The 23,685-nt window shown below is 67.1% G+C and carries 33 protein-coding genes; 28 read left to right on the top strand and 5 right to left on the bottom strand.

The features are described 5' to 3' along the window. Positions 1 to 5 precede the first annotated feature (5 nt). From ACF08N_RS22680 to ACF08N_RS22640, 9 genes are all read left to right on the top strand, one after another. The gene (locus ACF08N_RS22680) at positions 6 to 860 is read left to right on the top strand and encodes a phage distal tail protein (protein WP_392326475.1); all 855 of its coding nucleotides are present in this window, start codon (positions 6 to 8) and stop codon (positions 858 to 860) included. 1 nt (position 861) lies between these two features. Beyond that, positions 862 to 2,073, top strand: a complete 1,212-nt coding sequence (locus tag ACF08N_RS22675) for a siphovirus ReqiPepy6 Gp37-like family protein (RefSeq protein ID WP_392326474.1) — start codon at positions 862 to 864, stop codon at positions 2,071 to 2,073. Next, positions 2,073 to 2,375: a hypothetical protein gene (locus ACF08N_RS22670; protein WP_392326473.1), complete on the top strand. Its 303-nt coding sequence runs from the start codon at positions 2,073 to 2,075 to the stop codon at positions 2,373 to 2,375. The genes ACF08N_RS22675 and ACF08N_RS22670 overlap by 1 nt, the downstream gene beginning before the upstream one ends. Before the next feature lie 108 nt (positions 2,376 to 2,483). Further along, positions 2,484 to 4,574, top strand: a complete 2,091-nt coding sequence (locus tag ACF08N_RS22665) for a hypothetical protein (protein ID WP_392326472.1) — start codon at positions 2,484 to 2,486, stop codon at positions 4,572 to 4,574. Positions 4,575 to 4,610: 36 nt separating this feature from the next. Further along, positions 4,611 to 5,081, top strand: coding sequence for a hypothetical protein (locus tag ACF08N_RS22660; RefSeq protein WP_392326471.1), 471 nt, complete (start codon positions 4,611 to 4,613; stop codon positions 5,079 to 5,081). A gap of 34 nt (positions 5,082 to 5,115) precedes the next feature. Next, the gene (locus ACF08N_RS22655; RefSeq protein ID WP_392326470.1) at positions 5,116 to 6,384 is read left to right on the top strand and encodes a tail fiber domain-containing protein; all 1,269 of its coding nucleotides are present in this window, start codon (positions 5,116 to 5,118) and stop codon (positions 6,382 to 6,384) included. After that, a complete protein-coding gene (locus ACF08N_RS22650; protein WP_392326469.1) occupies positions 6,381 to 6,734 on the top strand; it encodes a DUF2746 domain-containing protein in 354 nt (117 codons plus the stop codon). Before ACF08N_RS22655 ends, ACF08N_RS22650 begins: the two co-directional genes overlap by 4 nt. Before the next feature lie 24 nt (positions 6,735 to 6,758). Beyond that, complete coding sequence (locus tag ACF08N_RS22645) at positions 6,759 to 7,820, top strand: peptidoglycan-binding protein (protein ID WP_392326605.1); 1,062 nt, start codon at positions 6,759 to 6,761, stop codon at positions 7,818 to 7,820. Then, positions 7,817 to 8,023: a hypothetical protein gene (locus ACF08N_RS22640; protein ID WP_392326468.1), complete on the top strand. Its 207-nt coding sequence runs from the start codon at positions 7,817 to 7,819 to the stop codon at positions 8,021 to 8,023. The genes ACF08N_RS22645 and ACF08N_RS22640 overlap by 4 nt, the downstream gene beginning before the upstream one ends. Positions 8,024 to 8,071: 48 nt before the next feature. Here the strand turns inward: ACF08N_RS22640 and ACF08N_RS22635 are convergent, their stop codons facing one another. Then, positions 8,072 to 8,359, bottom strand: a complete 288-nt coding sequence (locus ACF08N_RS22635) for a hypothetical protein (RefSeq protein WP_392326467.1) — start codon at positions 8,357 to 8,359, stop codon at positions 8,072 to 8,074. Between the two features lie 113 nt (positions 8,360 to 8,472). On the opposite strand from ACF08N_RS22635, the gene ACF08N_RS22630 reads away from it, so the two are divergent. The 19 genes from ACF08N_RS22630 (at position 8,473) to nrdJ (ending at position 20,260) form a co-directional block, all read left to right on the top strand. Further along, entirely contained in the window at positions 8,473 to 8,931 is a 459-nt protein-coding gene (locus tag ACF08N_RS22630; protein ID WP_392326466.1) for a hypothetical protein, read from the top strand. Positions 8,932 to 9,660: 729 nt separating this feature from the next. Then, on the top strand, positions 9,661 to 10,635 hold the full coding sequence (locus ACF08N_RS22625) for a hypothetical protein (RefSeq protein WP_392326465.1): 975 nt from the start codon (positions 9,661 to 9,663) through the stop codon (positions 10,633 to 10,635). A 108-nt stretch (positions 10,636 to 10,743) separates the two neighbouring features. Continuing rightward, the gene (locus ACF08N_RS22620) at positions 10,744 to 11,229 is read left to right on the top strand and encodes a hypothetical protein (RefSeq protein ID WP_392326464.1); all 486 of its coding nucleotides are present in this window, start codon (positions 10,744 to 10,746) and stop codon (positions 11,227 to 11,229) included. 63 nt (positions 11,230 to 11,292) lie between these two features. Then, positions 11,293 to 11,730: a hypothetical protein gene (locus ACF08N_RS22615; RefSeq protein ID WP_392326463.1), complete on the top strand. Its 438-nt coding sequence runs from the start codon at positions 11,293 to 11,295 to the stop codon at positions 11,728 to 11,730. A gap of 80 nt (positions 11,731 to 11,810) precedes the next feature. Beyond that, positions 11,811 to 12,266 (top strand): deoxycytidylate deaminase, encoded by a 456-nt coding sequence (locus ACF08N_RS22610; protein ID WP_392326462.1) that lies wholly within the window; start codon positions 11,811 to 11,813, stop codon positions 12,264 to 12,266. Positions 12,267 to 12,289: 23 nt separating this feature from the next. Next, positions 12,290 to 13,087: an AAA family ATPase gene (locus ACF08N_RS22605; protein ID WP_392326461.1), complete on the top strand. Its 798-nt coding sequence runs from the start codon at positions 12,290 to 12,292 to the stop codon at positions 13,085 to 13,087. A 62-nt stretch (positions 13,088 to 13,149) separates the two neighbouring features. Continuing rightward, positions 13,150 to 13,527, top strand: a complete 378-nt coding sequence (locus ACF08N_RS22600) for a hypothetical protein (RefSeq protein ID WP_392326460.1) — start codon at positions 13,150 to 13,152, stop codon at positions 13,525 to 13,527. Next, complete coding sequence (locus ACF08N_RS22595; RefSeq protein WP_392326459.1) at positions 13,527 to 13,667, top strand: hypothetical protein; 141 nt, start codon at positions 13,527 to 13,529, stop codon at positions 13,665 to 13,667. Before ACF08N_RS22600 ends, ACF08N_RS22595 begins: the two co-directional genes overlap by 1 nt. Before the next feature lie 44 nt (positions 13,668 to 13,711). After that, positions 13,712 to 14,104, top strand: coding sequence for a CHC2 zinc finger domain-containing protein (locus ACF08N_RS22590; protein ID WP_392326458.1), 393 nt, complete (start codon positions 13,712 to 13,714; stop codon positions 14,102 to 14,104). A gap of 13 nt (positions 14,105 to 14,117) precedes the next feature. Beyond that, positions 14,118 to 14,780, top strand: a complete 663-nt coding sequence (locus tag ACF08N_RS22585) for a toprim domain-containing protein (protein WP_392326457.1) — start codon at positions 14,118 to 14,120, stop codon at positions 14,778 to 14,780. A gap of 4 nt (positions 14,781 to 14,784) precedes the next feature. Next, the gene (locus tag ACF08N_RS22580) at positions 14,785 to 15,129 is read left to right on the top strand and encodes a hypothetical protein (protein WP_392326456.1); all 345 of its coding nucleotides are present in this window, start codon (positions 14,785 to 14,787) and stop codon (positions 15,127 to 15,129) included. Then, entirely contained in the window at positions 15,126 to 15,344 is a 219-nt protein-coding gene (locus ACF08N_RS22575) for a hypothetical protein (RefSeq protein WP_392326455.1), read from the top strand. The genes ACF08N_RS22580 and ACF08N_RS22575 overlap by 4 nt, the downstream gene beginning before the upstream one ends. Next, on the top strand, positions 15,345 to 15,533 hold the full coding sequence (locus ACF08N_RS22570) for a hypothetical protein (protein ID WP_392326454.1): 189 nt from the start codon (positions 15,345 to 15,347) through the stop codon (positions 15,531 to 15,533). It begins immediately after the preceding gene. Between the two features lies 1 nt (position 15,534). Continuing rightward, on the top strand, positions 15,535 to 15,768 hold the full coding sequence (locus ACF08N_RS22565) for a hypothetical protein (protein WP_392326453.1): 234 nt from the start codon (positions 15,535 to 15,537) through the stop codon (positions 15,766 to 15,768). Next, positions 15,752 to 16,951 carry a hypothetical protein gene (locus ACF08N_RS22560; RefSeq protein WP_392326452.1) on the top strand — a complete coding sequence of 400 codons (1,200 nt, stop codon included), beginning with the start codon at positions 15,752 to 15,754 and terminating at the stop codon, positions 16,949 to 16,951. The genes ACF08N_RS22565 and ACF08N_RS22560 overlap by 17 nt, the downstream gene beginning before the upstream one ends. After that, complete coding sequence (locus ACF08N_RS22555; protein ID WP_392326451.1) at positions 16,948 to 17,292, top strand: hypothetical protein; 345 nt, start codon at positions 16,948 to 16,950, stop codon at positions 17,290 to 17,292. The genes ACF08N_RS22560 and ACF08N_RS22555 overlap by 4 nt, the downstream gene beginning before the upstream one ends. After that, the gene (locus ACF08N_RS22550) at positions 17,293 to 17,679 is read left to right on the top strand and encodes a hypothetical protein (RefSeq protein WP_392326450.1); all 387 of its coding nucleotides are present in this window, start codon (positions 17,293 to 17,295) and stop codon (positions 17,677 to 17,679) included. After that, positions 17,679 to 18,053, top strand: coding sequence for a hypothetical protein (locus ACF08N_RS22545; RefSeq protein ID WP_392326449.1), 375 nt, complete (start codon positions 17,679 to 17,681; stop codon positions 18,051 to 18,053). The genes ACF08N_RS22550 and ACF08N_RS22545 overlap by 1 nt, the downstream gene beginning before the upstream one ends. Positions 18,054 to 18,136: 83 nt before the next feature. After that, positions 18,137 to 20,260, top strand: a complete 2,124-nt coding sequence (gene nrdJ / locus ACF08N_RS22540) for a ribonucleoside-triphosphate reductase, adenosylcobalamin-dependent (RefSeq protein WP_392326448.1) — start codon at positions 18,137 to 18,139, stop codon at positions 20,258 to 20,260. A 56-nt stretch (positions 20,261 to 20,316) separates the two neighbouring features. Here nrdJ and ACF08N_RS22535 read toward each other — a convergent pair whose 3' ends face one another. The 4 genes from ACF08N_RS22535 to ACF08N_RS22520 form a co-directional block, all read right to left on the bottom strand. Continuing rightward, the gene (locus ACF08N_RS22535) at positions 20,317 to 21,153 is read right to left on the bottom strand and encodes a protein kinase (RefSeq protein ID WP_392326447.1); all 837 of its coding nucleotides are present in this window, start codon (positions 21,151 to 21,153) and stop codon (positions 20,317 to 20,319) included. Between the two features lie 68 nt (positions 21,154 to 21,221). After that, the gene (locus ACF08N_RS22530) at positions 21,222 to 21,662 is read right to left on the bottom strand and encodes a glycine-rich domain-containing protein (RefSeq protein WP_392326446.1); all 441 of its coding nucleotides are present in this window, start codon (positions 21,660 to 21,662) and stop codon (positions 21,222 to 21,224) included. 195 nt (positions 21,663 to 21,857) lie between these two features. Next, on the bottom strand, positions 21,858 to 22,088 hold the full coding sequence (locus tag ACF08N_RS22525) for a hypothetical protein (RefSeq protein ID WP_392326445.1): 231 nt from the start codon (positions 22,086 to 22,088) through the stop codon (positions 21,858 to 21,860). A gap of 94 nt (positions 22,089 to 22,182) precedes the next feature. Further along, positions 22,183 to 23,418 carry a helix-turn-helix domain-containing protein gene (locus ACF08N_RS22520; protein WP_392326444.1) on the bottom strand — a complete coding sequence of 412 codons (1,236 nt, stop codon included), beginning with the start codon at positions 23,416 to 23,418 and terminating at the stop codon, positions 22,183 to 22,185. Positions 23,419 to 23,685 lie beyond the last annotated feature (267 nt).

Here is a 23,685-nt window from a genome sequence, read left to right as displayed (position 1 = left end):
GGTAGATGCCGAAGCTCCTCCTGAGCAGCGGGGCGGACACGCTCGACCTGAACGAGATCATGGACAAGGGCCTGGGCTACCAGGCCAAGGCGGGGGTGACGGGCTTCGGCCTGCCCCCCGTCTCCGTCCAGTGGCTCGAAGGCGCCGGAGATGGCGCCGTGTACCGGCGGAAGCGAGTCCTCACCAGGGACATCGACATCCCGCTGGAGATCCTGGCGAGAGACCGCACGCACCTGCAAGAGATGCTGTCCCGGCTGGCCCTCGCGCTGGCCGGGCAGTGCACTCTCACTCTGCTCGACGACAACGGAACACGCTGGACCACCGACGTGCACCGCGTCGGCGGAGGCGAGTACGCCTACGGCGAGAACACCATCGGCGAGCGCGAGTTCGAGACGGTCATCACCTTCCGGGCCGGCGACCCGTACTGGACCTCCTCCGAGGCAGAGATCCGCTACATCGGCGGCAGTACGGCGGGCGCCTTCCTGTCCAGCATGGTCACGATGCAGATCTCTGCCTCGCAGGCGATCGGCGAGATCCAGCTCAACAACTCGGGCGACGCGGAGGCGTATCCCATCTGGGAGATCACCGGCCCCGGCACGAACTTCGAGGCCGTCTCCCCGGATGGCGAGCGGCTGGCCTGGAACGGCACGCTCCTCGCCAACCAGCGACTCATCGTCGACACCCGCAAGGGCACGGTGGTGGACCAGTCCGGCGCCAACCGGTACGCCGAGCTCGACACAGCTCCGCGCTTCTGGACCGTCAAGCCGGGCCTGTCGACCGCGACCGCGCAGCTCGAAGGTATCGACACGGCCTCGAAGATCACCTGCACCTGGAGACCCCGGAAGTGGATGGTGATCTGACGTGCGGCTCGACGAGATCACGGTCGAGGTTCGCGACAAGCAGCTCACTCGGGTTGGCCTGATCCGGCCCGAGGAGCTGCGGCTCGAACTGACCGACAACTTCAACAACGTCGGCGAGTGGAAGCTCCAGCTCGCCATCGAGAACCCCCTGTGCAACGCGCTCCGCGCGCCCGGCGCAGGCATCATCGTCACCGGCCCCAACGACGTCCTCATGTCGGGGCCGATGGTGAAGTCCGAGTTCGCTGCCACTCCGGAGGACCCCGGAGGCAGCGTCTCGTTCGAGGGCGTGTCCGACACGGTCGCCCTCGCTGACGCGCTCGCCTTCCCCGACCCGACCAACCCCAACGGCGCCACGCAGACGAAGGCGCACGACGTCAGGCAGGGCGCGGCGGAGGACGTCATGCACTCCTTCGTCATGGCCAACATCGGTCCGACAGCACCTGTTGAACGGCGTCGTGCACACCTGATTGACGGTGTCTCGCTCAGCCGTGGGCCGGCCGTCATCAAGTCCGCACGCTTCCCCGTGCTCGGCAATCTCCTGACCGAGCTGGCCCTGCTGGGCAGCCTTGGTTTCCGTGTCGTGCAGCGTGGGTCGAGCCTCGTCTTCGAGACCTTCCAGGTGACCGACCGGTCCGACGTCGTACGGCTCGACGTGCTGAACGGGACGCTCGCCGGCCAGCGGGTAGCCATCACGCCTCCTGGCGTCACGCGCGCCATCGTGGCCGGCCAAGGCGAGCTGGTGAAGCGCCAGTTCCTCCAGGTCCAGACGGCCGAGTCCGTCGCCGCCGAGGCTGACTGGGGCCGCCGCATCGAGAAGTTCATCGACCAGCGGAACACCGACAAGTGGGACGAGCTCCAGCAGGCCGGAGACGAGGCCATGGAGGACGCGGGCTTCACCGCGATCAACGTCCAAGTGGTCCCGATGGAGGACTCCACCATGCGCTTCGGCCACGACTGGTACCTGGGAGACAAGGTCTCCGTCGTGGTGGACAGCCAGGAGCTGAAGTCCAACGTGACCGGCATGGTCCTGAAGGCAGACGACGGAGGCTTCCGGGTCGGCGCCCTCCTGGGTGACGCGACCGGGTTCGACGCGGACGCCGCGCTCTCAAAGCGTGTGACAAGCACCGAGGCCCGTGTCTCGCAACTGGAGCGGACGTCAGACGTTGGCGCCGCATCCGACAACCAACTGATGTCGATCATGGGGGTGTACTGATGGCCACAGCGCCGAAGAACTTCTGGCGGGGGCAGCTCCCTGCCGCAGAGACCGTCATCTACACCGTGCCCTCCAATGGGCAGGCGATCGTCACGGACATCGTCGCGACGAACGTCGACACGTCCAGCGCGCTGATCGCCGTGAAGATCAACGACACCCCCCTGCTGGCGAACGTCGGAATCCATCCGAACGGCGTCTTCACGATCCGCATCTCGCAGGTGCTCGAACCCAACGACACGATCAAGATTCAGGGCAACACGGCTACGGCCTACGCCCACATCAGCGGAGTGGAGGTCGCGTAAGTGCCGACAACCTACTACCCCTACGACAACGGAACCGTAGGCCCTACCGGTCCAGCGGGACCGCAGGGTCCGACCGGCCCGGCTGGCGCGAACGGCATCATCCAGACGGTGAACGGCAAGAGCGCGGCGAGCATCACGCTCACCTCCACCGACGTGAACGCCCTGCCGTCCAACGCCAACGCCCAACTCCAGGCGCAGTACATGTGGCTCGACCGTGCGGCCGGCACCTACCGCGCCTTCGGCTACAAGACGGCGGGCGTGGATCGCTGGCTGATACAGGTCGACGACACGGCCGAAACCGGCTCTGCGGCTGGCTCGAACTTCCGGCTGTCGGCACGCAATGACGACGGCTCCTTCAACAAGACCGTCGTCTACGCCAACCGCGCGAGCGGTCAGATCGCCTTCAACACGACGACGCTGCACGGCTCCTCTACGGCCACCGTCGGCGGCTCCCTCGGTCTGCGCGACACCGGCACCGACCCGGCCACCACTTCGGGTGGCGTCTTCCTGTACGCCAAGGGTGGCGTCCCGTACTTCAAGAACGCGGACGGCACCTCGTTCCAGGTGCAGCCGGTCAGCTACCCGGTCAGCTCGGTCAACGGCAAGACCGGCGCCGTCAACCTCGGCGCAGCCGACGTCGGCGCGCTCGACACGGCAACGGGCGGCACCGTCAACGGAATCGTCCACCTCAACGGCAACGCCGGTACGGTGCGCGAGCTGTCCTTCAACACCTCCGGCGTGAAGCGCTGGTCGATACAGGCGGACACCACCGCTGAGGGCACCGGCACCGACGACGGCTCCAACTTCCGGATCTTCTCCCGCGCCGACGACGGCTCGTTCAAGGCAACCGCCCTGTACGTGCACCGCGACACGGGCCAGCTCGTCTTCGGTGACGGTAGTCCGGTCGGCGGAGCGAAGGCCACGACCGCCGGCCCGCACGGCTACGGGAACATCACCTGGACCCCGGACACGGACCCGGACGGCTTCCAGCTCTACGCCGTTGACGGTAAGCCGATGATCAAGAAGGGCGACGGGACCATCTTCGAGGTGGGTTCGGGCGGCTCGGGCGGAGGCGGCGCGGTCGACTCCGTGAACGGCAAGACCGGCATCGTCACGATCACCGCCGAAGAGCTCGGCGCCATCGTGAAGAACAGCGCGACCCACCAAGAGAACACCCGCGCCATCTTCCAGGGCGACGGCACGAACAACATCATGGAGTGGCGCAACCCGTCCGGCTCCCTGATCGCCCGCATCGGCGCCAACGGCAACCTCGTCGGTCAGGGCGTCATCTACGCCGCAGGCGGCCTCCAGCTCGGCTCAACGTCCACCGACTTCGGCGGCGGCTCCGGCGCCGTCATCGGCATCGACGACGCGACGACGGTCCCGAGCACGAACCCGACCGCTGGCGTGATCGCCTACTCCGAGGGCGGCAAGCTGAAGATCCGGCAGCCTGACGGGCAGATCATCGTGCCTGGCACGCAGACGGTCTCCTCCGTCAACGGCCTGACCGGCGCCGTGAACGTCACCCTCGACGACCTCGGCGGCATCCCTTACTCGGAGAAGGCTGCGGCCTCTGGCGTCGCCTCGCTGGACTCGTCCACGAAGGTGCCGATCGCGCAGCTCCCCGACCCCTCGGTTCCCTCCGGCTTCACTCCGGAGTCCCTGGGCCTGAAGGCGTGGGCCGGCGACCCGGACTACTGCGCCTCCGGCTTCAGCTACACGGGCGTGGGCCAGGGCCGCATGTCGGCGGTCTACGTCAACCGGACCATGACGGTCTCGAAGATCGTGTGGCACGTCTTCGGCTACGCGGGCGGCCTGCTCTCCGGCTCCTGGGCCGCGATCTACAACACCTCGGGCGCCCGCGTGGGATACACGGGCGACCAGAGCACCGCGACGTACGAGCCCGCCGAGCAGCACAGCACAGGTGGTGGCTGGTCCTCGTCGAACCTGACGTCGTCCGTCAGCCTGTCGCCGGGCGTGTACTACGTCCTGTGGCGCTGGAACTACACCGCTTCCCCAGTGGACGGTCCGGCCCTGGCCCGCTACGAGAGCGCGAGCACCTGCCAGAGCGTCATGGGCACGAGCAACAACATCTGGCGGCACGCCTCGTACACCACGTCGGCCACCACTGCCCCGTCGTCCATCACCGTATCCAGCTTCCAGCGCGACCCGATTCGGTTCTGGGTCGCCCTCGCGTAAGGAGGTGTGTAAGTGGGACTCCTGTCTGCTGATCACATGCCGCGCGGCGTAGTGGCCATCACGACCACCCTCGACAACAGTGCCGTTGTCGGCGACACCGAGACGGTCGTTTACACGCTCTCCTTCACGGCCGCCCCGAAGCGCATCTACAAGGTGTGCTTCCGGGCGGCCGTCGTCGACACGAACGGCACGGGCGACAACACCAACAGCGCCATCCGGTACGCGAAGAACGCCGCCGACATCCGGTGCCGATGGGCTGTCGGATCGTCAGTGACGGCGACCAGTAACAACCTCGGCCTCATGCGCGCGACCGTCTTCGACGACGACTCCATCACCGCGATGGGGGTGGACGCCAGCTACTACCTGCTGAACCCTCCGCGCGGCCAGATCACCGTGGGCATCACGCTCAAGGCCGCACGGGCTTCGGCCACCTACGGCCAGGTCGGGCTCTACCCGAACAGCGGGTCCCACCTCGCCATCGAAGACGTTGGCCCGCACTCCGAGTAACTGACCCCTCTCCCCCTGAAGGAGGACCCTCCGCGTGTCCATCAGTTCCTACCCGTTCGACGGCCAAGCCGTCTCCGAGGGGCAGTACAGCTACCTCTTCCGCGAGCTGGCGTCCCACTCCGGCGTCGCTGACTCGGTGGCCGGCACCGGCTTCCACACCTACGGCGACAGCTCCGGGATGCAGGTCAAGGTGAACCCCGGCTTCGCGGTCGTGCGCGGCCACGCCGTCCAGTCAACAGCGACCGAGACTGTCACGATCGCAGCCGCGAGCCCGGCCACCCGCTACGACCGCGTGGTGCTCCGGCTCGACCCGACCGCCAACTCCATCGTCCTCGCCGTCGTACAGGGCACCTCTGGTGGCGGCGTCCCTGCCCTCACCCAGACCGAGACCGGCATCTACGAGTTCCCTCTGGCGACCGTCACGATCCCGGTCGGCGCTTCGACCATCACCTCGGGCAACGTCGTCGGCGAGCGCCGGTTCCTCGGCAACACCGTGGGCGGCTGGACCACGGCCACCCGTCCGGTCAACCCGCGCACGGGCCGGCTGGGTCTGAACGTCTCGACGAACTCCTGGGAGTACTGGGACGGGACGCAGTGGAAGGATCTCGCCCCGACGATCACCTGGACCACGATCGAGGGCCGCCCGTCCACGTTCGCCCCGAGCTCGCACACGCACGGCTGGGACGACGTGACCGGCAAGCCGACGACCTTCACGCCGAGCTCGCACAGCCACAGCTACAACTCGCTGACCGACAAGCCCAGCACCTTCCCCCCGTCGACCCACTCGCACTCGTGGAGCTCGATCACCTCGAAGCCGTCCACGTTCACGCCGAGCTCGCACAGCCACGGCGAGTACCTGACCTCCGGCGAGACGATCGCCTGGGCCAACGGCTCGAAGAAGCCCCACGCCAACTCGGCCTCCGGCTCGGGCACCTGGTACGCGGTCTGGGTCGAGGGTGACGGCACCTTCTGCCGGAACACCTCCTCGATCAAGTTCAAGGAGAACGTCCGCGACTACGACATCGACGCCGAGGACGTCCTGAACCTGCGCCCGGTCATCTACGACCGCAAGGACCAGGTGAAGGAGGACGGCTCCGTCAAGGAGGGCCGCAAGGGCGAGGTCGGCCTGATCGCTGAAGAGGTGGAGGCGGCAGGTCTCGACTGGCTGGTCAACTACCTGGACGGCGAGGTCGACGGCCTGCGCTACGACCTCCTGGGCGTCGCCCTTCTCCCGGTCGTCCAGAAGCAGGCTGCGCAGATCGCGGACCTGTCCGAGCGCCTGGCCGCGCTGGAGGCGAAGTGACCGCACTCGCCATGGAGCCGGGTGTGCAAGTTGCGCTGGTGACGGCTGGCGGCACTGTCGTCGTCGCCGTCATCGGCGTCTTCGCCGAACTCCTTCGCCGCCAGACCGCCACTCTCTCCGAGGTCCGCGACCAGGTATCGAACACCCACGACACCAACCTGCGCGACGACCTCGACTCGGTCATGCATCGCCTCGACCGCGTCATCGACAACCAGACCCGCCAGAACGAGGCCCTGGAGCGGCATGGCCGCGACCTGACTTCCCTGCGCGAGGAGATCGCGCACGAGCGCCGTGAGCGCCTGTCCGTCGAAGAGCGCCTGGACGACCACATCGTCTCGGCCGCCGCCTGATCAGGAGGTACACACCCCTTGTCCGTGAAGATCATCTCCCGTAGCCAGTGGGGCGCACGTCCCTGGAACGGAACCCCGAACCACGTCAGCCTGAGCTCGCGCACCGAGTTCTTCATCCACTACGACGGGGCCACCCCGATCACCCGGACCGGCAGCTCGGTCCCGCAGGCGATCGACCGGCAGCACCAGAACCAGGGCTGGGCCGGCATCGGCTACAACTTCGTGGTCGACCAGGACGGCACCATCTACGAGGGGCGCGGCTGGAACCTTCAGGGCGCCCACTGCCCCAACCACAACGTCTCCGGCATCGGCGTCCAGATCGCCATCGGCGGCGACCAGGAGCCGAGCGCCAAGGCTCTCGCATCCGCTCGCGCGCTGTACGACGAGGCGTGCCAGAAGACCGGCCGAACCCTGGCCAAGAAGGGCCACCGCGACGGCATCGCGACCGCCTGCCCCGGCCCCAGACTGTACGCCTGGGTGAAGGCCGGGATGCCGGCCGGCGACTACGACGAGCCCTCCTCGCCGGCCCCCGCTCCGGCTCCGGCCCCGAGCTGGGACGGCAAGTCCTTCCCCGGCGCGAGCGCCTTCAAGCTGGGCCAGTCCCACCCGGCCGTGACCGTCCTCGGTCAGCGCCTGGTCGCCCACGGCTACGGCCGCTTCTACAAGGAGGGCCCCGGCCCTCGCTTCACCGAGGCGGACAAGGACGCCGTCCAGGCGTTCCAGAAGGCGCAGGGCTGGACCGGCTCCGACGCTGACGGCTACCCCGGCGCCGAGACCTGGAAGCGGCTCATCGCTGCCCCGAAGGCGAAGCCCGCGCCCAAGCCGTCGACCATCGTCGCCCTGAACTCTGCGGTGAAGCCGGGAGCCCGGCACGCGCAGGTCAAGGAGCTCCAGCAGCTCCTCGTCAAGGCGGGCTACGGCCCGATCCCCGGTGCGTACAGCACCTACTACGGCACCGAGACCCAGAAGGCGGTCGCCCGGTTCCACAACAAGAACCCCCACCTGCGCGCGGCCGGCAAGTCCTACGACCCGGCCATCGGCAAGCAGGGGTTCATCGAGCTCCAGAAGGAGGCAGGCCGCAAGTGAGCAAGCACCGCAAGGTGAGCGCGAAGGGTCTGGGCGTCATCGCTCGGGCCCTGCCCACCAAGTACAAGTCCAAGACCGGACTCGTCGCAGCCGTCCTCGGCGTGGCCCTGTCCGCAGCGACCCTCTTCGCGACCGACTACCCCCAGGTCGCCCTCGCGATACAGGCGCTGACCGCCCTCGGCTTCGTCGAGAACTCCGAATGAGAGAAGCCCCCGCTGGCCTGAACGGCTGGCGGGGGCTTTCTCGTCGTCTCAGCCCTTCTTCTGGGCCTCGATCTCCTCCAGGGTCATGACCTTCGGTCGCCGTCGCACTGTCCTCTTCGCGGGCGGCTCCTGCCTCTTCTCGCGCTCCCGCCTCGGCTGGGGTACCGGCTCAGGCTCAGGCTCCTCGGCCACCGCTTCCTCCAGCCACTCCTCGAAGGGCTCGGCGTGCTCCTCGCACAAATCCTTCGAGATGCTTCTTCCGTCCGACGCTGTGATTGTGTAAGTCTTGGCCGGGACCTTCTGGTCGATGTCGCAGGCGATGACCTCGATCTTCACATGCTCTCCCGTGTGCATCTTGGTGTGACTTCCACGATACCTGTGTATCTTGACCCGTGCTGCGCTACTGTGGAAGTGTTGCACGGCCCAAGATCATCGGAGACAGGAGGAACATGGCCAAGCGCAAGATCCAGGACGAGCAGGAGGTAATCCGCTGGTTCGAGGAGGGGCGCACGTATCAGTGGATGATCAACGAGTACAAGCGCAAGTACAACATCGACACCGTCGCCTCGATGTGGGGCAACTTCCGACGTCGGCGCGGGCTGGACCGGCGGATCACTCGGGACGACGACCTCATCCCGTGGTTCGTGAAACCGGAGCACCGCTGGAAGTATCCGGTGGCGATGCTCCGAGTCGAGGCCCGGCTCCGCGACGGTCAGGAGCTGACCGAGTCAGACAAGGCCCGGTTGGACTCGTGGAAGGAGATGCTGGATGAGGAGAGCGCCGTCGTCCACTACGACCCGGATACCGAGGACGGCTTCTTCTACGTACCGCGCGAACCGGATGACACCGACATCATCCGCCGGCCAGAGAAGAAGACGACGCCCCGGCCGAACGCCGACCGCGAGTGAATCATCGGCTGAAGCTACGCCTGTAGACCAGAGCCCCCGCACCGGAATTGCGGGGGCTCTGTCGCGTCCAGCCTACGAATCAAATGGCGCAGGGTCCAAATGGATGAAGTTTCAAACTTCTGGAGATCCTGTGCAACCATCTGCACACGTCCGGAGTCGTACGTTCCGGAACGTGCAAAAGCAGGGTTGACACCTGACACATGCACGGTGCAAGATGTTCTGGGTCAGCGACACTTACACACGCCGGGGAGGTCTGGTAGATGGAAGGACAGTCGGGGGTGGGGCCCGTCGTCGGAACGGACGGATGGGCAGGCAGGTACACCTCTTCGGACGGACTGATCACCCTGTGGGTGGATGACGCCGAAGAGGACTTCCACATCGACGCGAAGCCGGGATACTCCACCCGCGACATGAGAACCGTCCTGACGGTCGCAAGGAGCAGGGGCCTGGAGCCCATGGACGACGACGAGTGCGGGCCCGAGCTCCTGGAAGACGACACCGTCCGCATCTACCTGGTGCACGGCGCCCAGCCAGCCGAGCCCGTCAAGACCGTCCAGGTCGGCGGGAAGGCCCCGATACGCAAGCGCGCCGCCTACAGCTTCGCCCTGGCTGCCTGCTTCGTGGCTGCCCTGTACCACCCGAGCCCGGCACACCACGACCTCCCTTACATCCCGGCATTCGCCGAGGGCACTGAAGACCCTGACGACTCCCCCAACGAGAGGAAACTGAGTGGCACTGAATCTCATCGACCTTCCGGAATCAAAGCCCCTGCACCCGAATCTGTCCGTCCCACGCGATGGGTGGGGGCGCCCACTGATCGTCCCGGAAACCGGCGGCAAGCCGAAGGGGCACACCCGAACCACGACGTTCATCGACTGCATCGAGGACAAGTCGAACCTGATCGACTGGGGCAAGCGGATGGTCCTCGTGGGAGCGTCGCGTCGCCCCGACCTGGTGGAGAAAGCGCGCGGCCTCGACCCGTCCAGGAGCTCGGACAAGCGGTCACTGGACTCGTTGACGGAACAGTTGACGGACTCCTCGGGCGCCAATGACAAGAGCCGCAAGGGCACGTACCTGCACGACCTGTCGGAGTACGTCGACCGAGGCGATCCCCTCCCGAAGGAGATCTCGGGCGCTGACCTCGACGACATGGCCGCGTACATGATGGCCACGTCCGTACTGAAGGTCGTCGCGATCGAGCAGTTCGTCGTCGTCCCCGAGCTGGGTGTCGGCGGCACGTTCGACCGGCTGTCGTACTACGACGGTCCCGGCCCGGACGGCAAGCCGATCTCGGGCAACTTCATCACGGACACCAAGACCGGCTCGATCGAGTACGGCAAGCTGAAGATGGCGTCGCAGCTCGCGGTGTACTCGCGCGGCAAGCTGTACGACCACACGAAGTTCCCCGTCAACGCCGACGATGAGAAGGCGTTCAAGGCGTGGAAGAAGACCGAGTTCACTGCGGAGCAGGCGGCACCTGCTTACTCGCCGCTGCCTCCCGTGAACCAGGACTGGGGCATCATCGTCCACCTGCCGGCCGGCACGGGGACGTGCGATCTGTACTGGGTGGACCTGAACATCGGATGGGCCCTGGCCGAGCTCGCGCTCACGGTCAGGAAGGCTCGGTCGACGAAGGGTGCCATGAAGCCCTTCGTGAGCCAGGTCACACAAGATGGAGTTGCTTTTGACTCCGCGAGTGTGTAAGTTGGACAACGTCAACGGGGAACGCCCCGGAGGCGAAGGAGGCGACAGCCCTTCACTTTACGCCGAGTGTGTAAGTGGGGCGACGGCGAGAGAGGAGCACAGCACTTCGTGAAGGTCACGATCAAGTACGGCAAGGGGTACGACGACTCCTGGGTGGTCTTCGAGGGCACGACCCCGGAGATCAGGGCGGAGGTCATCGACTACTTCGGGATGGACCCCGAGACGCAGCGGGGACTGAGCCTGAGCTCGATCGTCGTGAACGCCACGAACGTCGCGCACGGCAAGGGCCTGATCGCGACGGCGCTCGGGGCGACGGTCGTCGAGGAGACCACCAACGAGGCGCCGGCCAAGCCGGCGGGTGACCCGTGGGCGGCTGCGGCCAGCACATCTTCCGGCCCCTGGCCGGGGAGTGCAAGTGTAGCAGAGCAGCCGAAGGCCGAGGACCCCAACGCCTACATCCTCGGGGAGATCGAGAAGCAGACCACGGTCGACGGGCTGAAGAAGCTCTGGGCAGCGAACCAGTCCTTCTTCAAGGACCCGGCGGTCATGGCCGCCTGGAAGGCCAAGGGCAAGTCCCTCCAGGCAGCCGCGTAAGCGGCACCGCAGCACACGGCCCAGCGAACACTCACCGAACAGTGAACAAAGGAGATCAACACAGTGGCTCTCAACCTCATCGACATCCCGGTCCAGGGCGGCGGCTGGTTCAAGCCGAAGGACAACGTCAACGCGGTCGCCATCCTGCTGGAGGTCCACTCCTTCGAGCGCCAGCGTCCCACCCCGAACGGCCCGAAGGACTCCGTCCTCGCTGACGTGACCGTCTTCCAGGACGCGGCCTCCCTCGCGGCCGGCACCCCCCAGGTGACCAAGGGCCAGAGGATCGAGCAGACCATCCTCGCCCGCGACCTGGAGACCATCGTCGGCGGCGCGACCATCGTGCAGCTCACGCAGGTCCCCCCGAAGAAGCCCGGCGCGCACCCGGCGTGGGTCTGGCGTCCGATCACCGACGCGGCCGTCCGTACCGCTGTCGTCGAGTACGCCAACAAGCGTGAGGCCGAGGCCGAGGCGGCTGTCGCCGACGCCCCCGACTTCGACTGACCCTGATGTGTAAGTGAAGCGGAGCGAGCGAGGGAGAGGAGGTCGATGAGCGGGCGCCAGCCCGCAGAGAGGAGGTCTCAGTGAGACCGAGCTGGGACGACTGGGCCTTGGCCATCGCCGAGGCTGTCGCGACCCGAGCTGACTGTACACGCGCCCAGGTGGGCGCCGTGATCCTGAGTCGGACTCATCGAGTCCTGGCCGTGGGGTACAACGGCCTTCCGGCCGGCATTCCCGGCTGTGCATCGGCAAGCAACTGTCCGCGTGGCCAGCTCTCCGTCGAGGAGTGCGCACGGGACACCGACTACTCCAACTGCGCTGCGACGCACGCCGAGCGCAACGCCATCGAGCACGCCGATCCGTACGAGCTGGCCGGCGCCACGCTCTACGTGACCCGCAAGCCGTGCCCCGCCTGCCAGACGCTGATCGAGGCGTCCGGGATCAAGACGACCGTCTACCGAGAGGAGTCCACTCAGTGCTCACCCCAGGACGAAGCCTTGCGCTCCATGCTGAATCGGGCCGTGAACTCCCGCGCGTAGAGGCGTTCGACGACCTGTACGCCATGGGCGTGAGGCCCAGGCACGGCGAGGTCGTGATGATCGCCGGCCGCTCCGGCACGCAGAAGTCGGGCTTCGCCCTGTTCTGGGTGGCGATGATGAACCTGCCGACGCTGTACTTCTCCGCCGACATGAGCGCCTTCACGGCGTCCTCGCGGCTCGCGTCCATGATGACGAAGGACACCTCGACGATGGTCGAGGCGGGCATGGCCGAGGGCGGCAAGTACCGGCAGGCGTACATCGACGCGTTGGCCGACCTGAACATCACCTTCTCGTTCGGCTCGCCGATCTCCTGGCGGGCGGTCGACGAGGAGCTGGAGGCGTACGTCGAGCTGTGGGACGAGTACCCGCAGGTGATCGTGTTCGACAACCTGATGGACTTCGAGAACGCCGAGTCGGACTACACCGAGCAGATGGCCGTCATGCAGGGGTGCACCGAGCTGGCCCGTCACACGGGCGCCACGGTCATCATCCTGCACCACGCGAGCGACAAGGCGTGGGAGGCCAAGACGAGCCCCTGGAACCCGCCTTCGCGCGACCAGGTCAAGGGCGGCCTGTCGGAGAAGCCGGAGCTGTCCCTGTCCGTCGCGCTCGACCCGACGTCGATGGCGTACCACGTCGCCTGCATCAAGCAGCGCATGGGGCCTTGCGACCCCACCGCACAGCGCTACGCGACGATGATCTGCGAGCCGGAGTACACCCGCTTCCGCAAGGCGGAGGTGCGGCAGATTGTCCAGGCCGCGAAGGCGGAGCCGGCCGAGGAGTGGAGCCCGACGAAGGTCGCGTTGTCCTTGGGGTCGTAGTGTGATACTGTAGCAGACACGCCGGGCGTCCGCCCGGCTTCATTCGGGAGGTGGTGTGTAAGTTGAGCAACAGCATCGCGGCGAGGAACCGGCGCAACAAGCGCAAGGGCTCGGAGTGGGAGTCGGACCTGCGGGACGGTCTGCGGGAGGAGGGGTTCGACGTCGAGTCCCTGCGCCTGGCCGGCAAGGAGGACGAGGGCGACCTGGTCATCCGCGAGGGCGACGGCAAGTACCTCGTGATCGAGGCCAAGAACGCCAAGTTCGAGCCGGGGGTCTTCCTCGGCGAGGCGATCATCGAGCGCGAGAACTTCGCCAAGCATCGGGGCCTGGACCTGGAGGACGTCGAGTCCATCGTGGTCGTCAAGCGCCGAGGCAAGAACTGGCGCAAGGCGTTCGTGCTGACGACGGTCGAGGACTACCTCGGCCTGGACCCCCAGTGATGCCGCAGGAGGAAGTCCTCGGATTCGAGGCGTTCCTCGACCTGCTGAACGACCTGGACTTCGACGCCCACTTCCTCTTCGCGTGGGAGGAGTTCTTCGGGGTCGACTTCGCCGACCTGGAGGAGTGGATGCTCCCGTGAGATGGCGCCGGGTTGAGGAGCGATCGAGCGGTAGCGGCACGGACGTGAAGCCCACGCTCGAAGCGACGATGGAGCACTTCGGGGTCAAGTTCAACTCCAGCCGGAACACCGGCATGGCGGCCTGCCCCCTCCACGACGACCGCACCCCCTCGTTCTCCTACCGCCTCGACGAGGGCCTGTGGAACTGCCACTCCTGCTCGAACGGCGGGGACAGCTTCACGCTGATCATCAAGTACCACGACATGGTCGAGGGCAAGGAGATCACCTTCCCGCAAGCCAAGGACTACGCCCGCGAGAACCGCCTCGACGAGGAGTCCACGGGCGACGGAGGCGGAGGCGGCTACACCAGCCGGTACGGCGGTGGGCACCGAGCAGCGGGCAAGAAGCCCGGACGGAAGACGGGAGACGGATACGTCCCCGCCTGGAAGAGGAAGTAAGGAGGAGAACAGCTTGGCCGAGCACGACCCGCTCACGCCGCTCTCAACGTCCCAGAAGGAGATGCTGGAAGAGGCGGTGAGCACCTACCAGGCGCACATCACGCCCGAGGCCGCCCAGTACCTCATCGACCGTGGGATCGGCCGCGAGGAGGCTCTGGCCTTCCGGCTCGGCATCGTCGCCGACCCCGCACCCGGCCACGAGAAGTACCGAGGGATGCTCGCCATCCCCTACCTCGGCCGCAACGGGCAGCCGCTCACCGTGCGGTTCCGCTGCATGGTCGAGCACAACCACCGCGACTACTTCCACGGCAAGTACAACACGATCAAGGACGACATCCCCCGCATGTTCCACGTCGGGGCCGTCCACCGCGCAGGCAGCGAGATCCACGTCACCGAGGGCGAGCTCGACGCCATCATCCTGAACAAGCTCGGACTTCACGCAGTCGCCATCCCCGGCGCCAACATGTGGTTCGGCAGGCACAGGCGGATGCTCGCCGGCTTCAACCGCGTGTGGACCTGGGCCGATCCCGACGACGCGGGCGCCGAGCTCACCGGCAAGATCACCCGCGCCCTGAAGTCGGCCAAGGCAGTGCGGCTGAAGGCCGACGTGACCGACACCTACTTGGCACACGGAGCGGAGCATGTGCTCTCGCTCATCCAGAAGAAGGAGGACTGACTCAGTGACTGACACCGAGACGACCGAGACCAAGCCGACGACGAAGAAGGCGCCGGCCCGCAAAGCGGACCCGATGGCCCGCATCCTCAACGACGTCCGCGCCCAGGTGAAGGCCCTCGGCGAGTACTCCACCGAGCCGGCCCCCGAGCATCGCATCCGCCACCACGACGGGCGGGCGGCGGCCTGGAACCGGCAGTACGCCCACGAGGGCACGATCGACGCCCTGGTCCTGGCGCTCACCTTCGAGGCGCTGGCCGCCCTGAACCCGGCCGAGGAGCGGTACGCGCTCACCCAGCTCGCCGCCGTCGTGTTCAGCAGGATCGAGCAGATCGACGAGGCTGGCAAGTGAGCAGCGAGGAAGGGGAGTTCATCTCCCCCGAGGAGTGGGAGGGGATCGAGGTCACGGATGTGGCGCCGGTCGTCGACCACTTCGGCAACGTGAGCCGGGCCGCCTCGATCGTGGGCGACCTGCGGGCGGCCCTCCGTAAGGAGGGCTTCACTCGTGAAGAGACGTTCGAACTGGTCCAGATGTACTGGGCCTCGGAGCTGGGGGTGTTCGACTGAGTGAGTGCAGAACTGAAGCATGGCCGACTTGCCTACGTTGTTCCGCACGGGACGCACGAGGTGGTGCTGGCCAAGTTCATCAAGCCCGAGTGGCGTACGCAGGGGTTCTTCATCTTCTTCGGAACCGACTTGCAGCTCTCGCCGGAAGACGTCGAGATCGTCGAGCTCGCGGTGACCAGGTCGGTCTGACGTGAAGCATCTGAAGGAGCTGCCCGGCGATCCGGGCCCCACCCTGGTCGACATCTACGCGGCGATGACCGAGGGCGAGCAGTACGCCTTCGGGCTGCATCTCCTCGGAGAGACCTCGGCCGACTGGCTGTCGACCACGCTTCGAAGGTTCGGACACGACGTGTCCGCCACCACCATCCGCACGTACCGCCGGGCACTCCGGCAGGAAGGAGGCACCAGTGAGCGAACTGCTTGACGAGCTCCTGGCCAAGCCGATCGGCCCTGCCGTCCCGGCCCGAGTGACTGACCCTGAGAAGGACTTCACCCGCCAGATCGAGATCAAGGGCGACGAGGCCGACGTCACCGTCCGGGGCGAGACCTTCGAGGACAACGAGAGCGCAGCCACTGCCGTGCTCCAGGGCCAGGGCCTCGACCCGTCCGAGTGGACGGTCACCGGCCTGCGCTCCTCGGAGTGGACGATGGCGAACGGAGACACGGGCGTCTCCACCCGCTTCACTTTCGCCCGCAAGTGTGAAAGTGTCGCAGGCGAGAGGCCGGCGATCGACGAGCTCCTGGCCGCGATCGACAGCACGCCGCCCGACCCGGTCACCATGTTCGTCCGGGACGGCGAGGAGTACACCTTCATCGTCGCCCTCGGCGACATGCAGTTCGGCAAAGCGGACGGCGACGGGCCGGCCGGCACGCTGGAGCGGACGATCGCCTGCATCAATGCGGCGGCCGACCGACTCGCCGAGTACCGGCTCCGGTTCAACATCCGCCACGTCCACATCGCCTGGCTCGGCGACCACATCGAAGGCTTCGTCTCGCAGGGCGGGGCCAATACCTGGCGAACCCAGCTCACGCTGAACGAGCAGATCCGCCTCACCCGCCGAGTGATGCTCCACGCACTCCTCGTCTTCGCGCCGATGTGCAGTCGGCTCACGATGGCGGCCGTGCCGGGCAACCACGGCGAGGCGGTCCGGATCAGCGGCAAGGGCGTGACGCGGTACGACGACAGCCACGACACCGAGTCCCTGATCGCCGTCAAGGACGCGGCCGACCTGAATCCCACCCGGTTCGGTCATGTCGAGTTCTACGTCCCGGACACGGACGAGCTGACGGTCGTCGTCGAGTGCTCGGGCACCGTCGTCGCCCACGCCCACGGTCACCAGTTCCGGCCGGGCAAGCACTTCGAGTGGTGGAAGGGCCAAGCCTTCGGGCGCAGCTCGGCCATGCACCAGGCCGACGTCCTGCTTGCCGGCCACCTGCACCACGAATTCGTGGAGGCCGACGGGCCCCGGACCTTCGTCCAGGTGCCGTCGATGGAGAGCGAGTCGACGTGGTTCCGGCACAGCAAAGGCGCGGAGGGTGCCCCCGGACTGATCGTCGCCGTAACGAGAGAGGGCCGAGTGCCCGTGAAGGAGGTAGTGAGCCAGTGAACATCATCGAGATCACCAACGCGTACGAGACGGCCGAGGAGGCGTACACCGACTGGTCGATCGTGACCGAGGAGGTCGACGGAATCGCCCAGCGGGCAGCCCGCAAGGCCGCCGAGCAGTTCAGCTCGACCCTGGAGTACGACGACGCATACCAGGAGGCCCTGATCCTGCTCGCCACCAGGCCCAGCAAGGCCAGGGCGGCGCTGGAGACAGGGCCGGGCGCCCTGAACCGGTGGCTCGGGCAGCGCCTGCGCGACAAGCACCTCACGGAGGCCAAGCACCGCTCGAAGGCGAAGTCCTGGGAGGTCAACCAGGCCCAGCTCGAAGCGCAGGGGTACTGAGTGGCAGGAGGGTACGACCGCGCGACCGTCGAGCGGACCTTGCCGGCCGTCTTCGACCCCGACTCCGCGTACGGGATGAAGAACGAGCTCGCGCCCGACGCCGACATGCCGAAGGGGCACGTCGACAAGAAGAAGGGCTCGAACTTCCCCGCCCATCTCGCCGACGTCCGGCGCGCATGGGAGGTGGGGCCGCTTTCGCTGGTCGAGAAGCAGGCCCTGTTCCTTCACTACGCGCTCGACGAGCACGACGAGAAGATCGCGGCCTTCCAGGGCGTGACCGATCGGGCCGTCCGCTACCGCATCGAGCGCGGAGTGGGCAAGCTCGCCGCCCACCTGAACGGCGACAAGTACATCGACGGATACGACCAGTTGGAGGACGAGCAGTGATGAACATCCCCCCGCCCGCAGGCATGACCGAGGACGACTTCGACTTCTACGACGACGAGCGCGAGCTGTACTTCTGGCGCGACCAGCGCGAGGACAGCGCCGGGATCGTCCACTCCCGCCCGTACACGGCCGACGAACTGGCCGGCAAGGCGAAGCGGCTTCAGCTCGACGGGCTGCGGGCCGAGGCCGAGCAGGCGATCCCCTACCTCGACGAGCGGATCGACCTGAGCCTGGCGTACTTCGCCAACCCGGCCCCGACCGCCGAGGAGACGGCGGCGCAGATCAAGGTGCTCTCCGACCTGGCCGCGTACAGCGCGGGCACCCTGAAGCGCATGATCGTCGTGCTCGGCGAGCTGACCGGACGACCTGTGTAAGTGCAGCAAGCGGGCGGCAGTCCTTCGGGGCTGTCGCCCTGCGGCAGTGAGAGAGACAGACGACTTCAAGGAGGACTTCAGCAGTGACGACCGACATCCAGGTTCCGTTCGGCCCGACCGGTCAGCTCGTCTACGAGCGCACCTACTCCCGCACGCTGGCCGATGGCTCGAAGGAGACCTGGCCTGACACGGTCCGCCGCGTAGCGCGCGGCAACCTCGCCCTCGTCCACGGCCCCGACATGGAGAGCTGGCCGCAGGATGCGAAGGACGAGTACGACGAACTCGTCAAGTTCATGGACGTGTTCGCCATCATCCCCGCAGGCCGGCACCTGTGGGCCACGGGCGTGAAGGGGCGGCAGTACCTCTTCAACTGCCACGTCGCCCCCTGGGGAGACCGCCTCTCCCGCCACTTCGAGTTCACGTTCATGCGCCTGATGGAGGGCGGAGGCGTTGGAGGCAACTACAGCTCGAAGTACCTCCGCCCGTACGGCGCCCCGCGCCGCGAGCTCGAAGTCCACGTCGTGTGCGACCCGATGCACCAGGACTACGAGGAGATGAAGGCCGCCGGCCTCCTGTCCGAGGAGTACGACTCCGACTGGGCCGGCGCCTTCGAGGTCGAGGACTCCCGCGAGGGATGGGCTGACGCCCTCGTCGACCTGATCGACACCTTCATGAGCGACGGCGAGGTCAAGCACAAGGAGCGCGTCTACGACGTGTCCCGCGTGCGCTGCAAGGGCTCGCGCCTGAAGACGTTCGGCGGCACGGCGAGCGGGCCCGGCCCCTTCGCCCGGATGCTTCAGCAGGTCGCCGTCGTCCTGAACGGTGCGGTCGGCGAGCGCCACGTCGAGGTGGGTGCCGGCTTCGGCTGGAGCTACGAGCACCTGACCCCGACGGAGGCCATGGAGATCGACCACGCCATCGCCGAGTGTGTCGTGTCGGGCGGCGTCCGCCGCTCTGCCCGCATGGCCATCTGCAAGTGGGACGACCCGTTCATCGACGACTTCCTGGACTGCAAGAAGGACGGCTCGAAGCACTGGACCACGAACATCTCCGTCGAGATCGACGAGGACTTCCTCGGCTACCTCTCGGGCGGCAAGGTGGACGACTTCGGTCCGGGCGGGAACGAGATGGCGTACGCCGTCCACCGTAAGGTGGTCGAAGGGATGCTCCGGAACGGCGAGCCCGGCTACTGGAACTCGACCTACTCCAACGAGGGCGAGGTCGGCACGGTCATCGCGACCAACCCGTGCGGTGAGATCGCGCTCGAACCGGCCGAGAACTGCAACCTCGGGCACATCAACCTGGACCACTTCGCCCAGTCGGCGAGCGGCGCGAGGCTCGACCGCAAGGGCCTGCTCCGGGCCCACGAGTTGATGACCCGCTTCCTGATCCGAGCCACCCACGGCGACGTGACGGACGCCGAGCAGGCCGGCAAGCTCGCCCAGAACCGACGCATCGGCGTCGGCCACCTGGGAGTGCAGGGCTTCCTCGCCAAGCAGGGCATCGCCTACTCCAAGGCGCCGCACTCGTACGCGTTCCGCAACCTGCTGAACGACCTGTACGACACGGTCCGCGAGGAGGCTCGGGCCTACTCCTTCAAGCTCCGCATCCCGGAGCCCGTGAAGGTGACGACCGTGGCCCCGACCGGAAGCATTGCCAAGCTGCCGGGCGTGAGCGAAGGCATCCACCCGATCTACGCTCGGCACTTCATCCGCCGAGTGCGGTTCTCGATGCCCGACCCGGCGCAGGCCGCGACGGTGCAGGACGCCATGAACCAGGGCTTCCTCGTCGAGAAGTGCGTGTACGACCAGAGCGGCAACACGATGGTCGTCGCGTTCCCGACCAAGGAGAAGCTGGTCGCCGAGGTCGAGGAGCTGGGCTACCCGGCAGAGATCGTCGAGTCGGCGGACGAGATCAGCCTGTACGACATGCTCAACTTCCAGGCCATGTACCAGACGGAGTACGCCGACAACGCGGTCAGCTTCACCGTGAACTTCCCGGAGGGGAAGTACAGCACGGAGGAGGCGGCCGACCTGATCCAGGCGTTCTTGCCGGAGCTGAAGGGCACCACCCTGATGCCGGACGGAACGCGAGAGCAGGCCCCGTACGAGCGGATCACCGAGGAGGAGTTCAACTCCTACGCCGTGACCTCGATCGAGGACGGGACCGACGAGGACTGCACGACGGGCGCCTGCCCCGTGCGATGACAGCATGACGAAGACCCCCCAGGGCGCCGGCCTGGGGGGTCCTTCGCTGTTCCGGGTCAGCTCAGAGCTTTCCCCACCTCGTAGATCGTGGGCCGGTCCTCGGGGGCCGGCCGAAGCATCTCTCGCACGATCCCGCCCAGTTCGCCGCGCACGTCCACGCCCCGGAAGCGATGCTCGGCGACCGCCTGGCGCTGCTCGGCACGCGGCGCGTCGTCCGGGTACTCGACTGCCCGCCATCCGGTGGCGGAGATGAGCAGAGAGGCACCGAGGGCGTAGACGTCGGCCGCCGGGGTGGGTTCCGCCTCGCCCGTGGCAAGCACGCTGCGGGAGATCTCCGGAGCCTCGTAGTGAACGAGGCATCCACGGAAGGGGAAGTCGTACGCCTCGGGCACCCGCCCCCCTCGGGCCAGGGCGAGGTCAATCAGGTGCGTACGCTCAGGTCCGATGATGAAGTGAGCGGGCTGCACATCCCCGTGCACCCACCCTTCGGCGTGCAGCTCGGCCAGGGCTTCCACGCAGCCGAGCGCCACGCTGCGGTGCGGTTCGAGCGACGATCCCTCAGCCCGGCACGGCTCCCAGGCGCGGTACAGGTCCGGCCCCTCACGCCAGGGCTGGATGTTCCATGTGCCCTGGTCCCACTCGCCGTACGCGACGAAGTCGCCGTTGAGCCGGTAGAGGATGGCTCCCTCCCGCGCGGGCGCGAGAGCCGTCCAGGGCTGCGCCTCCCAGCCAGGGGCGGCCTCGATCGGCCAGCCGATCTTCACCGCGTACCGGCCGCGCCGGCTCTCCACGTCCCACACCGTCGAGCCCCGGCGGTTGAGGACGAGGCGCGTCTCCGTGGGCGAGATCGCGTCAAGCACCACGGCGGGAAGCTCGGGCGTTGCGTCAGGCACAAGTCTCTCCTTCCATGCGGGCGCGGCCAGCCCGACGAGCAGACTGGCCGCGCCCGATCACCTGGTGGCTACGCCTCGCCGTAGGGCCGGCCGCAGTCCGAGTCGCATTGTGCAGCGTTCTCGCCGTCCACAGTCCATCGGGCGTCGATGACCATGAATCCGGCGGCCTTCATCGCCCGAGCCGAAGCGGTCACGTCCTCCACCTTGCGGGGGACGCCGGGGCGGGCGTTGTGGTGCAGGAAGCGCCCGGCGTGCTTGTCGCAGAAGGCGTGGTGGTCCGGAGTGTGGAGGATGAAGGCGTGCAGGCCCTCGTCCACGTCGTCGCTGGGCACCATCGGGACGGTGGAGACAGCGGCCGTGGCCACGAACGCGAGGGCCTGGTCCGTCACCTGCTCGGCGAAGGCCCGGTCGCGGCCCTTCTCGTGCATGACGAGCCGGACGATGCTGTCGAACAGCTCCTCGTCCACCAGGCTGCGGCCGGTCCGGAGGTCGTTCGCTACTGCGGTCATGCGTGGTCCTCTCACTGGGAGTGGTGCATGGATGAGGTCCGCCTGCGCGGGTACGGGGGAGCCATGGGTGTGCTGGCCTCCGCGCAAGCGGACCGGATCAGGGGCTGGCCGCCAGAGCCATACCGATCACCAGGCCGCATGAGGCGCTGACCATGATGATGAAGAGGACTCCGGCGTACCTGCCGACGACGCGCATCACAGACCGGCCCGAGTGTTGGCGTTCCTGACGGCCAGGCGTGCGCTCAGTTCCTCGCGCGCCTTCGGCGACACCACGTTGTCGGGCATGGCGTCCCACTCGATACCGCCGCCCACAGGCCGCATCTGCACACGGCCGCCAATCTCACCCATGACGATGCCGAGCTTGCCGTTGGCTGTGTCCTTGGCAAGGTCGCCGATTCCGGGTCTGGTCTGCTGGTTGCTCGCCATGACCACGAAGTTACGAGCAGTGAACAGAGTGGACCACACACGGATCGTGGTAGTTCCCCGACAGATCGTCAGGAAGTGCTACGCAGCGTGGTAGTTACCCGGCGACACCCAGGTGAGCGGCCATCTCGCGCATGTCCTGAGTCAGGGTCCGCTTCCGGTGGCTGAGGATGTCCCGCATGATGTAGCGGGCCATGGACTGGTGCTTCAGCCACTCCGGCGACGACCGGCGGATGGTGTTCAGCTCCTCCATCGCGTCCTGGTGGCTCCCGAGCAGCGCATGAGCCCGCGCGACGTCCAAGCGGTGCCGATCCCAGTTGTTCGCGCTCGGCCGGCCGAACCGCTTCAGCGCCTTACGCCCCACGGGGCCCTCGTCGGCGCGGCGGAGCACTCCGCGAGCGTCACCGATCAGGGACAGGTCTTCGATCGCCTTCGCCTCTGCTGTCACCGGCCCGAAGGTGGTCCAGTGCTCCCGGAAGTTGACGTGCTCGACGTCCAGCGCGCTCGCGGCGGTCGCCGTCATGCGCCGAGCCTCCCGAGCGATGTCCGGACGGTTGTTCCGCATCGCAGCGGACGCCACACGCTGAAGGAGTTCACCCCACAGAGCAAGTTGGCCCGGCGTGGCACTGGAGATGCGCGGTTCGATCTCCTCGGCCGTCACGGTAGCCAGACGCTCCGCCTCGTCGAAGCGGTCCTGCCGCAGGAGGAGCCACCCCATGCCGACAACGCCCGTTGCGGCCACATGATGCTCGCCGGCCTCCCGAGCGTCCCGGATGCCCAGCGAGAGGGCGTGGTAGGCCATGTCGTAGCGCCGCACCTGGGTCAGATACTTCCCGGCCAGCAGGTAGGCGCTGGCGCGCACGACGATGGCCTTCTGGCGGGAGTCGTCGTCCTCGGCGAGGGACACGGCAGCCTCGGCGCCGTCCAGGATGCCTGGGAGGCGCTTCGCCACGCTGTCGTAGCGGTCGGAGTGGTACAGGGCGTGGCTGTCGTCGATGTCCCGCTGAATCGAGGCCAGGGTGGGCGCCTGGTCGACCTCGACGATCACCTCTCGCAGACCGACCGGCGGCATGAGTGCCCGTCGTAGATCCATCAGCTTCGGGCCGTCGCCTTCGTTGATGTGGACCGGCTCCGGCGCCTCGGTGGCGAACAGGCTCGACGTCGTGGTGCCAAGAGCGCGAGCGAGCATGTGGATGGTTTCGACTTGGGCGTTCCCGCCCTGCTCGATCTTGCGGACGACTCCCACGGACAGTCCGGCAGACTCGGCGAGTTGTTCCTGGCTCATGCCCGTCCGGCGACGGTGAGTGCGGACGTTCTCTTGCAGCGACGACATCGAATCACCTCGCGACCCAGGGTACGGCGTGCAGTAGCGAGCCGACTACGCATTGCGTTCTGTAGGCCAATGTCCGGGTTCACCTGCAATTCACCCGGTTCTACACGCGTTGCCCTACTGTTGGACAGGCACCAGTTGAATGATCAAGGAAGGCTCAGCACGGTTTGGAGTCCACAGCGAAGACCTGCCCGGTCCTCACTGCGCGATTTGTGCGGTTCAAGCGAGACGACGGGAGCATCTCGTCCTCGTGGTTGTACGGCTTCCCCT

It is taken from the genome of Streptomyces sp. NPDC015127 (assembly GCF_043080095.1).
GTDB lineage: Bacteria > Actinomycetota > Actinomycetes > Streptomycetales > Streptomycetaceae > Streptomyces.
This window is presented reverse-complemented; position numbering and strand designations above follow the sequence as displayed.